General features: G+C 62.7%; 11 protein-coding genes. 4 read left to right on the top strand and 7 right to left on the bottom strand.

The features are described from left to right. The 5 genes from WAO69_RS02670 to WAO69_RS02650 all read right to left on the bottom strand — a co-directional run. Window positions 1-328 (bottom strand): hypothetical protein (locus tag WAO69_RS02670; protein WP_422176471.1); only part of this gene is annotated, 328 nt, incomplete at its 3' end. A 426-nt stretch (window positions 329-754) separates the two neighbouring features. Continuing rightward, window positions 755-1,762 carry an agmatine deiminase family protein gene (locus tag WAO69_RS02665; protein WP_422176469.1) on the bottom strand — a complete coding sequence of 336 codons (1,008 nt, stop codon included), beginning with the start codon at window positions 1,760-1,762 and terminating at the stop codon, window positions 755-757. A 79-nt stretch (window positions 1,763-1,841) separates the two neighbouring features. Next, complete coding sequence (gene aguB / locus WAO69_RS02660) at window positions 1,842-2,720, bottom strand: N-carbamoylputrescine amidase (protein WP_422176467.1); 879 nt, start codon at window positions 2,718-2,720, stop codon at window positions 1,842-1,844. Between the two features lie 134 nt (window positions 2,721-2,854). After that, window positions 2,855-4,039 (bottom strand): acyl-CoA dehydrogenase family protein, encoded by a 1,185-nt coding sequence (locus WAO69_RS02655; RefSeq protein WP_422176465.1) that lies wholly within the window; start codon window positions 4,037-4,039, stop codon window positions 2,855-2,857. Then, complete coding sequence (locus WAO69_RS02650) at window positions 4,036-4,797, bottom strand: SDR family NAD(P)-dependent oxidoreductase (protein WP_422176463.1); 762 nt, start codon at window positions 4,795-4,797, stop codon at window positions 4,036-4,038. The genes WAO69_RS02655 and WAO69_RS02650 overlap by 4 nt, the downstream gene beginning before the upstream one ends. Window positions 4,798-5,036: 239 nt before the next feature. Between WAO69_RS02650 and WAO69_RS02645 the strand changes: the two genes are divergently transcribed. The 3 genes from WAO69_RS02645 to WAO69_RS02635 are packed head-to-tail and all read left to right on the top strand — an operon-like array spanning window position 5,037 to window position 8,553. Then, window positions 5,037-6,275 carry a cytochrome P450 gene (locus tag WAO69_RS02645; protein WP_422176461.1) on the top strand — a complete coding sequence of 413 codons (1,239 nt, stop codon included), beginning with the start codon at window positions 5,037-5,039 and terminating at the stop codon, window positions 6,273-6,275. A 30-nt stretch (window positions 6,276-6,305) separates the two neighbouring features. Beyond that, entirely contained in the window at window positions 6,306-7,298 is a 993-nt protein-coding gene (locus WAO69_RS02640; RefSeq protein WP_422176459.1) for a zinc-dependent alcohol dehydrogenase family protein, read from the top strand. Further along, on the top strand, window positions 7,291-8,553 hold the full coding sequence (locus WAO69_RS02635; protein ID WP_422176457.1) for a thiolase family protein: 1,263 nt from the start codon (window positions 7,291-7,293) through the stop codon (window positions 8,551-8,553). Before WAO69_RS02640 ends, WAO69_RS02635 begins: the two co-directional genes overlap by 8 nt. Before the next feature lie 4 nt (window positions 8,554-8,557). On the opposite strand, the gene WAO69_RS02630 is transcribed toward WAO69_RS02635, so the two are convergent. Continuing rightward, on the bottom strand, window positions 8,558-9,379 hold the full coding sequence (locus tag WAO69_RS02630) for an enoyl-CoA hydratase/isomerase family protein (protein ID WP_422176455.1): 822 nt from the start codon (window positions 9,377-9,379) through the stop codon (window positions 8,558-8,560). A gap of 99 nt (window positions 9,380-9,478) precedes the next feature. On the opposite strand from WAO69_RS02630, the gene WAO69_RS02625 reads away from it, so the two are divergent. Further along, window positions 9,479-10,120 (top strand): TetR/AcrR family transcriptional regulator, encoded by a 642-nt coding sequence (locus WAO69_RS02625; protein ID WP_422176453.1) that lies wholly within the window; start codon window positions 9,479-9,481, stop codon window positions 10,118-10,120. A 14-nt stretch (window positions 10,121-10,134) separates the two neighbouring features. On the opposite strand, the gene WAO69_RS02620 is transcribed toward WAO69_RS02625, so the two are convergent. Further along, on the bottom strand, window positions 10,135-11,694 hold the full coding sequence (locus WAO69_RS02620) for a class I adenylate-forming enzyme family protein (protein WP_422176451.1): 1,560 nt from the start codon (window positions 11,692-11,694) through the stop codon (window positions 10,135-10,137). Window positions 11,695-11,725: the final 31 nt, after the last annotated feature.

Genomic DNA, 11,725 nt, shown 5'->3' with positions numbered 1-11,725 from the left:
GGTTCGACATGGAGGGTGGATTGGTCAATCGGCTCGCAGCCCAGCCGGCAGCACTTCTGATGCTCGCCTCGGGATTCCGCCGGAAATAGTCGGCCAGCATTTCCATCGCCCGATCCTTCTCGGGATGGCGACGACGCGGTCGCTTCGCTGCCATCTGCTGCTGCGACATATCCAGTGCGGCGAGCAGGTCGCTATCACACCGATCAGCCTCATAATCCAACGGGTTGGCGTGCTCGCCCATTTCCTCGAACCTCAGTTCTTCCATGCGCCATTCCTCGACCAGCAGGTCGTCCATGCGCTGTTCTTCGGCAGTTTTTACGCGAACCATTTCTTGCGGTCCTTCGACATGAATTGTGCATAGGTCTGTTCAATCATCGCGACCGAGGTACCAGCCTGTTCAGCAACGGCGACTGTCGGGATGCCCGCCGTCATGGTGGCATATCCTTTCTCTTTGAGAACGACGGCGTCTTCAACACCGCCATGATATGCCGCCTACTTCAGACCATCACCAACTTTCGGGCATAACTCGAGCAAAAGGCAGCTTCATCCAGCGTGTCGAGAGGCTTTGATGATGTTGTGCGAGATGGCGTTCCCATTCCTCAAGAGTGTCGAAGAGAGAGTTCAAACTTTCTCTCTCCAGCAGCACCATTTCCATTTCTGCGCCCCGCCCCGCCTGACGCCCCGAAGGCCAAGGTCGCTGGTGATGTTCGACAGGCAGTTTGCGCCGTGACGATGCCGGGCTTTGCCGCCCCGGTCAGGCGGGCTCTTGCTGGGTGATGCAGTGGATGCCGCCGCCGCCCGTGGCGATGCGCGAGATATCGACCATGGCGATCTCGCGGTCGGCAAACAGATCCTGCAGCACTTCGCGCACCACCGCGTCTTCGCGAATCCCGTAGGAGGGCATGATCACGCCGCCGTTCACGATGTAGGAATTGACGTAGGATTCGCAAAACAGCTCGTCGTCGCGCCCGGTGTTTTCCGCGAAAGGCACGGTGTGGATGCGGATCGGGCGGCCCTTGGCGTCGGTCTGGCCCTGCATGGCATCCAGATTGGCCTGATTGGCCGGGTTATAGGGGTGGCCCGGCGATCCGGTGCCCTCCATCAGCACCACGCCGGGTGCCACGAAGGTCGCAATGCCATCCACATGGCCATCGGTCTCGGTCTCGTCGACATTGCCGGGCAGCCAGATGACCTTCTGAACCCCCAGCATCTGTTTCAGCTCTTCCTCGATCCGGGGCACCGACCAGTCGGGATTGCGGTTGGCGTTGGGAAAACAGCTCAGCGTGGTCAGCAGCGTGCCCTCGCCATCCACGCTGATCCCGCCGCCCTCGGCGATCAGCGACGAGGCATATCCCGGCACACCGGCCGCCCGCAGGATCGTGTCGGCAATGGCGTTATCGGCATCATAGGGGCTGTATTTTCCGCCCCATGCATTGAACGTGAAGGAGACACCTGCCCGCGCGCCGCTTTGATGTTTCAGGAAACACGGACCCGCATCCCGGCACCAGCTGTCGTCGATATCGCTGACCAGCAGTTCGATGTCCCGGCCCAGCAGATTCGCGGCATCGGCCTGATCCTGGGGGCGCACCACCATGGTCAGCGGCTCGAACTGGCGGATCGCATGGGCCACGGCGGCATAGTTGGCGCGGGTCTCGTCCATGTCGTCCCAGACCTCGTCCCGGCAGGGCCACATCATCCAGCTGCGCAGATGCGGGGCCCATTCGGCGGGCATGGAAAAACCGTCTTGGAGGGGGGTAGACATGGGAGAACCTCTGATCTGTTCTGGTGTCACTGTGTAAATCGGCCTCTGGTGCCTCAGTCTCTATGTGTGGACCGCACCATCAGCCTGCCGCGCGTCGTCCGTCCAGCGTGGCAACCGTGCCATAGGTCTCGGGGCGGCGATCTCGGAACACGCCCCAGTTGCGCCGATAGGCGGCCGCTTCATCCAGATCCACGGTGGCCGTCAGAACGGTCCGGGTCTGGCGATCCGCTTCGGCGAGGATCTCGCCGGTGTAGCCGGTGATGAAGGACGTGCCATAGAAATCCATCCCGATATTGGATTGCGCTTCGTGGCCGATCCGGTTCGAGGCCACCAGCGGCATGATATTTGCCGCCGAATGGCCCTGCATCGTCATGCGCCAATGCGCGGCACTGTCCAGATCGGGATATGCGGGCTCGGACCCGATTGCCGTGGGAAACATCAGCACTTCGGCCCCCTTCAGGGCCAGGGATCGCGCGGTTTCAGGGAACCACTGATCCCAGCAGATCCCGCATCCCAGCTTGCCAAAGCGGGTCTGCACGACCTGAAACCCGGTATCGCCCGGCGAGAAATAGAATTTCTCCTCATAGCCCGGGAACTGCGGGATATGGGTCTTTCTGTACTTGCCCAGATGGCTGCCGTCGGCGTCGAATATCTCAAGAGAATTGAACCGCGCCAGACCGGCCTCTTCGTAATAGGACACCGGCAGCACCACGCCCAACTCGCCCGCCAGGGCGCTGAAATGCGACACGACGCGGCTGTGCTCCATCGGTTTGGCCAGTTCCAGATGGGCGTAATCCTCGGTCAGGCAGAAATAGGGCGTCTCGAACAGCTCCTGCAGCAGGATCATCTGCGCGCCCTGTTCGGCGGCCTCGCGCACCATGGCTTCGGCAGTGGCGATGTTTTCATCAACATCCCAACTGCAGCTCATCTGGGTTGCAGCAAGAGTAACGGGGCGCATGGCGGTTCCTTTTCATCAGACATGACCGGAGCACCGGCCAGCCAAAGCTACACTGGAACACGCCGACTTACAGCGCAAGCCTTGCGAAACGGTGCCGCGGGCGGGATATTCCGGCGCGCCCGCGGCGGATGTGCCTATTGGCTGCGCTCCCAGTCGCGCTTGATCTTCTTGGCCAGGCTCCATTTGTGCACTTCGGTGGGTCCGTCATAGATCCGGAAGGCGCGAATCTCGCGAAACACCTGCTCGACGATCGTGTCGGCGGTCACACCCTGACCACCCATGCATTGCACCGAGCGATCCGCGATCCGCATCAGCGCTTCCGAGACCGCCACCTTGGTCATCGAACTTTCGGTGGTCCCATAGGCCCCCGTGTCCAGCACATCGGCACACCAATAGGTCATCAGCTCGGCCTGTTTGAGATCGATCCGGTTCTCGGCCAGCATGAAGCCGACACCTTCGTGATCAATCAGCTTCTTGCCAAAGGCCATCCGGCGATTGGCGTAATCGGTGGCGATCTCATTGGCGCGCAGACAGGCCCCCAGCCAGCGCATGCAGTGAGACAGGCGCGCGGGTGCAAGCCGGACCTGCGCGTATTTGAACCCTTCGCCGGGTTGGCCCAGCATCTGATCCGCAGGCACGCGCAGGTTGTCGATCGTCACCACCGCATGGCCACCGGGCATCGAGCTGTCGATCGTGTCCATTACCCGTTCGATGCGGATCGCAGGATCGGGCAGATCGACAAGGAACATGCAGGCCCCGTCGCCGGATTTCGCCATGATGATCCCGACACCGGCCCCATCCGCGCCGGTGATATAGGCCTTGCGCCCGTTGATCACCCAATGATTGCCGTCCTGCTCGCAGGTGGACAGCATCATCATGGGATCAGATCCCGCCCCGCCGTCTTCGGCCGGTTCGGTCATGAAAAACGCCGAGCGTTTGCGACCCTGAACCATCGGGGCCAGGAACCGCTCTTTCATTTCCGCCGAGCCGACCTTGCCGATCAGGAACATGTTGCCCTCATCGGGCGCGGCGGTGTTGCAGGCAATCGGCCCCAGCGGGGACAGGCCCGAGCGGATCAGCACGGCGGCGGTCTCGCGCTGGGTGAGGTGATCGCCGCCCTCAAGGATATGCGGGCTAAGCACTCCGGCCTTGCGCCCCAGTTCCTTGAGCTCGATCACAAGGCTTTCTTCGGGGCCATGGGGCCCAAGGCGCGGATCACGCTCAAAGGGAATGACGGTCTCGCGCACAAAGCGCTCGACCCGTCCCGCGATCTCGATCGCGCGCTCGGACATGCCCGAGTTGTCCAGAAGACTGCTCATTTGGGGGCCATCCGGATCGCGCCATCCAGGCGGATCGTCTCGCCATTCAGCATCGGGTTCTCGACAATCGACGCCACCAGCTGGCCGAATTCGGACGGATCGCCAAGGCGGCTGGGGAAGGGCACCTGCGCGCCCAGCGAGGCGCGGATTTCTTCCGACAGCGTTTCCAGCAACGGCGTCAGGAACAGGCCCGGCGCGATGGTCATCACGCGGATGCCATAGCGTGCCAGTTCGCGCGCGATCGGCAAGGTCATGCCCACGACCCCACCCTTGGAGGCGGCATAGGCCGCCTGCCCGATCTGCCCGTCAAAGGCGGCAACCGACGCCGTGTTGATGATGACGCCGCGCTCTTCGCCGACGGGATCGGCCCTGTGCAGGGCTGCGGCGAATTTCGACAAGACGTTGAAAGAACCAAGCAGGTTGATGTTGACGACAGTGGCGAACCCGGCCAGCGGCGTCGGGTTGCCGTCGCGGTCAATCACCTTGGCCGGCGGGCCGATACCGGCGCAGTTGACCAGAATGCGGGCCTTGCCATGCAGGCCCTCGGCCTCGGCAATTGCCGCTTCGACATCGGCTTCATTGGTGACATCGACCTTCAGGAAGGTGCCGCCGATGGCGTCTGCCTTGGCCCGGCCCCGATCTTCGTTCAGATCAAAAATCGCAACTTTCGCACCGGCACCAGCCAGCCGATCCGCCGTTGCACCACCAAGGCCCGAGGCCCCTCCCGTGACGATTGCCGCCTGTCCTTCGATCTTCATTGTCTTGCCCTCTCCTGGTTCTTTCGCTACCGCAAGACTGGCCCGTGCCATGCCCTGCGGTTTGTCCCCGACTGGCTTACGGTGTGGCGCGGAAACGTTCAACCTGCCAAGGCCTGTGACGCGCATCAGCATCAGCCGATCCGCTGTGCCGCGCCACTTGTATTTAGCACCACTTGACGGTACAAAACAAACGAACGTTTGGTGATCATCCTAATATCCTGAGCAAGGAGCCTCCCGTGATGGCAGCACACACTGCCCCAGATCTTGTCTATGATCCGTCCGATCCGGGCGTTATGGCCAATCCGTTTCCGGTCTATGCCCGCCTGCGCGAGGAAGATCCCGTCCACTGGAGCCCGTCGGTCAAATCCTGGATCATCACACGATATACCGATGTGCGTGATCTGCTGCTGTCTGATCAGCTGTCGGTCAATCGGCTGGTGCAGTTCTATTCCGCGCTGCCTCCGAAAGAGGCCGCATTGCTCAAGGATATCATCCACTATCTCAATCTCTGGCTGGCCTTTCGCGACCCGCCCGATCACACCCGCCTGCGCCGGATCATGCGCCATGCCTTCACCGCCTCGGCCATCGAAGCGATGCGCCCAAACGTGGTGGACATCACCGAGATGCTGCTGGACCGGCTGCAGGCTCAGGGCAGGAACGACATCGACCTGATCAAGGAATTCGCGCTGCAATTGCCGGCCTTTGTCATCATGGACCTGCTGGATGTGCCGCGCGACATGCTGGATGAGTTCAAGGAATGGTCCGATGATATGGCCGTCTTTATCGGCGGCGCGCGCAATTCGGGCGACAAATACGAGCGCGCGGCGCGCGGCTGCCAGAAGATGTCGGCCTATTTCCGCCAGCTGATCACCGAGCGCGCGGCCAATCCCCGGCCCGGATTCCTGACGGATCTGATCAATGCGCGCGATGAGGGCGACAGGCTGTCGGATGACGAGCTGGTGGCGACCTGCATCCTGGTGCTGTTTGCCGGGCACGAGACGACAACCAATCTGATCGGCAATGCGACATTGCTGCTGCTGCGCCATCCCGAGCAGCTGGCCCGGCTGCGCGCCGAACCCGACCTGATCGACAGCGCCATCGAAGAGGTGATGCGCTTTGACGGCCCGACCAATGCGCTGGTGCGCGTGGTGGCGCAGGATCATGAGCTGCACGGCAAGACCCTGCGCGAGGGAGAGCGGGTCTTTGTCATGGTGAACTCGGCCAATCGCGACCCGCGCATCTTCGAGAAACCCGACAGTTTCGACATTCTGCGCAAACAGAACCGCCATCTGACCTTTGGCCAGGGCATTCATCTGTGTCTTGGGGCCAAGCTTGCCCGCGAAGAAGGGCGGATCGCGGTCAAGGCCCTGCTGAACCGCTTTCCGGATATGTGCCTGAACCCGGATGAAGCGCCCGAATGGCTGGATGCGATGGTGCCGCGTGGCACGCGCCGCCTGCCCGTCCGCCTCAAGGGCTGAAATCCCGATGACCCGAATGGAGAGCCTGCGATGAAACGAGCCATCTTCCGCCGCCATGGATCCCCTCAGGAGGTGATCGAACTGATCGACGAGGCCGACCCTCTGCCCGGCTTTGGGCAGGTGCGCATCCGCAACAAGGTGATGACCATCAATCCCGCCGATCTGTTGTCGATCGAAGGCCGTTATGGCGCCGCGCCGATCACCCTGCCCGCAACCCCCGGTGTCGGGGCCTATGGCATTGTCGATGCGGTTGGCGAAGGTGTCTCCCATCTGAGCGTCGGGGACGCGGTCCTGCCGGTGGGCGGCAGTCTCTGGGCCGATACGGTGGTGGTGAACGAACGTCTGGCCCCCAAGGCCCCGCCCGGCGCAGACCCCGAACAGGCGGCGATGATGCGCGCCAATCCGGGCACGGCCCATCTGATGCTTGGCGATCTGATCGATCTGCATGACGGCGACTGGATTGTGCAGAACGCCGCGAATTCCAATGTCGGGCGCATGGTGATCCGCTTTGCCCGCGAGATGGGTCTGCATACGGTCAACATCGTGCGCCGCGCTGACGTCAAGGCTGCGCTGGAAGCGGATGGCGCGGATGTCGTCATCGTGGATGACGGCACGATCGATCTGACCGCCGCGATCCGCGATGCCGCCCCAACGCCGCCGCGTCTGGCTCTGGACGCCGTGGGCGGCAGGGCCACCGGCCAGCTTGCAGCCGCCCTTGCAGATGGCGGGACCGTGGCCGTCTATGGCCTGCTTTCCGGGGATGAAAACAGCGTCGCGGCGCGCGATCTGGTGTTTCGCGGCATAAAGCTTCGCGGGTTCTGGCTAGCCGAATGGTACCAGAGCGCGACCCCGCAGCAGATGAAAGACCTGCATGCCTTCCTTGGCGAGAAACTGGCCGAGGGCGTGATCCACACGGATGTGGATGCGCGCTATCCCCTGAGCCGCATCAAGGAGGCGGTCGCCCATGCCGCGCGCGCCGGGCGCAACGGCAAGATCATCCTGACAGGAGAGCCAGATGCGTAACGTCTATGTCCTTGCCACATCCTGCACGGCCTTTGGCAAACGCCCCGGCGACAGCTTCAAGGACCTGACCCGCGAAGCCTATCTTGATGTGCTTGGCGACGCCGGATGGGAAAACGGCGACGCCATCGAACAGGCCTGGTTCGGCAACTGCGGCATGGGCACCTTTGGTCAGCGCAACATCCGCGGTCAGGTCTGTTTTACCCCCCTTGTCCGCCAGGGGCTGTTTCCCGAACGCGTGCCGATGATCAATGTCGAAGGCGGCTGCGCCACCGCCTCCATGGCCTTTCACGGGGCATGGAAGGATGTGGCCTCGGGCGACATGGAGGTTTCGCTGGCCATCGGCGTCGAGAAAACCTTCGTTCAGGGCGACGCCGCCGCCACGATGGAGATCTTCGAGGGTGGCATCGACCAGCTCGATGCGCAGGAATGGCACGAGTACTATCGCCAGCGGGGCATCGAAGCAGGCAAGCCCTTTGATCCCAACGCCAGTGGCGGCACCGTGTTCATGGACACCTATGCCATGCAGGCCGCCTGGCACATGAAGCGCTGGGGCACAACGCAGGAACAGATCGCCATTGCCGCCTCCAAGAACCACTGGCATGGCTCGATGAACCCCAAGGCGCAATACCGCTTCGAAGTCTCGGTAGAAGCCGCTCTGACAGACCGCGAGGTCTCTTATCCGATCACCCGCTCCATGGCCGCCCCCATCGGCGATGGCGCAGCCGCCGCCATTCTGGTCTCGGAAGACGCGCTGATGCGCCAGCCCGAACAGATCCGCAAACGGGCCGTCAAAGTGCGCGGTTCGGTGCTGACCGGGGGCAAGTACCGCGACCCGGCAGAACCCAGCCTCAGCCGCGTGGCCGCGCAGAAAGCCTATGCGAAATCAGGTCTGACGCCGGGCGACATCGACCTTCTGGAAGTGCATGACGCCACCTCGTTCTGCGAGATTTTCCAACTGGAAATGCTGGGCTTTGCCGAGGACGGCAAGGGCGGGCCGATGGTGGAACGCGGCGCGACGCGGCTGGGCGGGGCGTTGCCGGTGAACCTGTCGGGCGGGCTGGTCTCAAAGGGCCACCCGGTTGGTGCCACGGGCCTGTCGATGATCCACGAGCTGACGCTGCAACTGCGCCGCGAAGCCGCAGAGCGTCAAACCGACAAGGCGCGCATCGCCATGGCCGAAAATGGTGGCGGGGTGATCGGCTTTGACGAGGCCGCCTGTTCCGTCATCCTGCTGGAGGCGCCCGGCGCAGGCTGAGCATTCAGGGCTCGTCGGTGATCCGGCGCTGGCCTGCGGCGCCTTGCGCCAGCAGACGCACCGCATCGGGCTGCACCATCAGATCGCAAAACAGCGTGCGCTCCCGCGCGAAGCCGTCGTCATCACAGCTGTGCGCCCCGCGAACCAGCGCCTTGATATGCGAGGCCGCGCGCGCGGGCTTGCCCGCCATCCGCCGCGCCAGCGCCATCGCCTCGGCGCGCACATCGCCCACGCAGGCCATCGCCAGACCCCATTGCACCATCCCGGCCGGGCCCAGCGTGTCACCCGTCAGGGTCATCTGCAACGCGCGCGACTGTCCGATCAGATGCGGCAGACGCTGTGTGCCACCGGCACCGGGCAGGATCCCGAGGTTGATTTCCGGCAGGCCGAATTCGAAATCACCCTCTTCGACCAGACGCAGATCACAGGCAATGGCCAGCTCGAACCCGCCGCCCATGGCGCTGCCGTTCAGGGCGGCAATGAACAGCGTGCTGCTGGCCTCGATCCTGCGCAAGGCAACATGGATCGGGCCTTCGCGCACGGGCCGCTCCATCGAAAATTCCAGACCGCGCCCGGCCATGGAGGCCGCCTGAGGGGCAAGCACCTTGAGATCATAATGGCGGATGAACACACCGGGCTGCGCGCCCATCAGCACACAGACCCGCACATCGGGATCCGCATCCACCCGCGTGACCGCATCCAGCAATTGCGCCTCCATCGCCTGATCCATAAACCCCTGATCAGGGTTGGAAAAAACAATCTGCGCAATCGCTCCGTCGATCTTGAGTTCGGCCTGACCAGCGCCCATTTCGATACCTCCCAGCACGTTCGGTCAGCTTAGGTATTTCACGGTCGATATTCAAACAAACAATCGGTAGAATGGCGGTCAGGCCAGCCCTGAGGGCGCGACAGAGAGAGACAGACAGTGGCACCGCGATCTGCCCGAAACCCACAGACCGACCCGGGCGAAGACCCGGATACACCCACCGCCAAGCCGCGCCGGCGCAACAAACGCGAGGCGGTCTTGCTGAAAGCGGCGGACCTGATCGCGCGCAACGGCTTTGATGGCACGTCCATGCGCGATATCGCGGCAGCTGTCGATATGCTACCGGGCTCTCTTTACTATCATTTTCCTTCCAAGGAAGACATGCTTCTGGCCATACATGAGCGCGTGGTCACCGATATGATCAATCGCGTGAGAACGGCGGTAGAGGCCGCTGACTCCCCCTGGGACCGTGTCGAACGCGCCGCTGTGGCCCATCTGGAAGGGCTTTTGGAAACCGGCAATCTGGTGTCGATCATCTCGCCGAACTTCGCGGCGGGGCGTGAGGATCTCAATGCCCAGCTCAAGGTGCATCGCAACGCCTATGAGGCGATCTTCAAGGATGTGTTCGACGCGCTGGACCTGCCCGAGGGCACGCATCGTGGGTTGCTGCGTCTGCAACTTCTGGGCGCGCTGAACTGGGTGCCGGTCTGGTACAGCCCCAAAGAGGGCACCAGCGCGCAGGAGATCGCCAAGGCCTTCGTCGCCTCGATCCGCTTTGGCACAGGCAACGGATCGCCCTGACGCCGCGCGCGGGTTCAGCTTGCGACTTCGCTCCAGTAGGGGGCCCGCAATTCCTTCTTGAGAACCTTGCCCAGCGCGTTGCGCGGAAACTCTTTGCGCAGTTCCACGCCGACAAGGCGCTGGGTCTTGGCCAGCCGCTCATTGGCCCAGGCCATGATCTGATCGGGATCGGCCACCGCGCCCGAGGCCGGGATCACCAGCGCCAGACAGCTTTCCCCCCATTTGGGATGGGGCACGCCAATGACGGTGACATCCATCACATCCGGATGGGTGCCCACGATGGCTTCGACGTCCGTGGGAAACACGTTGAAGCCGCCCGAAATGATCATGTCTTTCTTGCGATCCACGATCCTGAGGAACCCGTCTTCGTCCATCACCCCGATATCGCCCGAGCGGATGAAGGTCCGCCCGCGTTCATCACGCCAGATCAACTCGGCGGTCTGGGCCTCGCGCTTGTTGTACTCCAGCATGATCCCCGCACCGTAGCCGGCGATTTCGCCCGGTTCTCCGGGGGGCATTTCATTGCCGTCATCATCCAGAATGCGCACCTCGAAGCCCAGAACCGGCGTGCCGACCGTGTCGAATTTCTCTTCGTGCTGATGCGGCTTGAGCATGCTGGCAAAGCCTTCGGAATAGCCATAAAGCTCGAACAGGCCCGGCGAGATGCGCGAGATGACCTCGCGCTTGGTATCGCGGCGCAGGGGCGATCCGGCCGACAGAACCGTGCGCAGGCTGCTCAGGTCGGCCCGGTCCAGTTCCGGGCGCTCCAGCACCATCAGATATTGCGCAGGCACCATGAAGGTATGGGTGATCTTTTCGCGCTCGACCGTCTCGAGAAAGGCGGCGGCATCAAAGGCGGGCATCACATGCAACGTCCCGCCCGCGAACAGGATCGGCAACATCATCAGCCATGTGCCATTGGAATAAAGCGGCGTGGTGGTGAGCGCGCGGCTGCTTGAGGAAAACCCCATCTCGACCGCATTCGAGAAGGCCCAGTGCAGACGCGCACGATGGGTCTGCACGATGCCCTTGGGCAACCCCGTGGTTCCCGAGGAATAGATGATGTTGAAGGCATCCGTCAGCGCATGGCGCACATCGGGCATCGTATCGGGCGCATCGGCATGGATCGCGGCAAGGCTGGTCCAGCCCTGTTGCTGAAACCCGAAGGACACCCATGTGTGAATGCCGCTCAGGCCCGCCTTGAGCGGGGCGACCTTGTCGCGAAATTCTTCCGAGACAAAGGCGGCAACCGCATCGCAATCGGTAAGCAGGCTTTCAAGCTGTTCCTGCGTGAGCAGCCCGGACAAGGGCACGACACAGGCCCCCGCGCGCACGGCACCGAACAGGCATTCCAGCATCTCGGGCGAATTGCCCATCAGAACCGCGACCCTGTCGCCCTTGCCGATACCAGCGGCGATCAGATGGTTGGCCACCCGGTTGATATTGCTTACGAAACCGCCCCAGCTCTGGCGCCGATCGCCGCACAGGATGGCATCCTTGTTGGGATAATGCCGCGCATGGGTCGCAAAGAGGTCGGGCAGATATACCTGCGGGTCATCAAGCCTGTCGGTCATGTCGGTCTGCTTTCTGTTCTGTCCGTTCAAA

The organism is Aestuariivita sp. (assembly GCF_049276915.1).
Lineage (GTDB): Bacteria > Pseudomonadota > Alphaproteobacteria > Rhodobacterales > Rhodobacteraceae > Aestuariivita.
The sequence above is the reverse complement of the archived record's forward strand: the minus strand, read 5'-3'. Positions and strand labels throughout refer to the sequence as shown.

Excerpts from the sequence above, each read along its gene's own strand:
- WAO69_RS02665 (WP_422176469.1), bottom strand. The coding sequence starts at position 1,762 with ATGTCTACCCCCCTCCAAGACGGTTTTTCCATGCCCGCCGAATGGGCC.
- aguB (WP_422176467.1), bottom strand. The coding sequence starts at position 2,720 with ATGCGCCCCGTTACTCTTGCTGCAACCCAGATGAGCTGCAGTTGGGAT.
- WAO69_RS02655 (WP_422176465.1), bottom strand. The coding sequence starts at position 4,039 with ATGAGCAGTCTTCTGGACAACTCGGGCATGTCCGAGCGCGCGATCGAG.
- WAO69_RS02650 (WP_422176463.1), bottom strand. The coding sequence starts at position 4,797 with ATGAAGATCGAAGGACAGGCGGCAATCGTCACGGGAGGGGCCTCGGGC.
- WAO69_RS02645 (WP_422176461.1), top strand. The coding sequence starts at position 5,037 with ATGGCAGCACACACTGCCCCAGATCTTGTCTATGATCCGTCCGATCCG.
- WAO69_RS02640 (WP_422176459.1), top strand. The coding sequence starts at position 6,306 with ATGAAACGAGCCATCTTCCGCCGCCATGGATCCCCTCAGGAGGTGATC.
- WAO69_RS02635 (WP_422176457.1), top strand. The coding sequence starts at position 7,291 with ATGCGTAACGTCTATGTCCTTGCCACATCCTGCACGGCCTTTGGCAAA.
- WAO69_RS02620 (WP_422176451.1), bottom strand. The coding sequence starts at position 11,694 with ATGACCGACAGGCTTGATGACCCGCAGGTATATCTGCCCGACCTCTTT.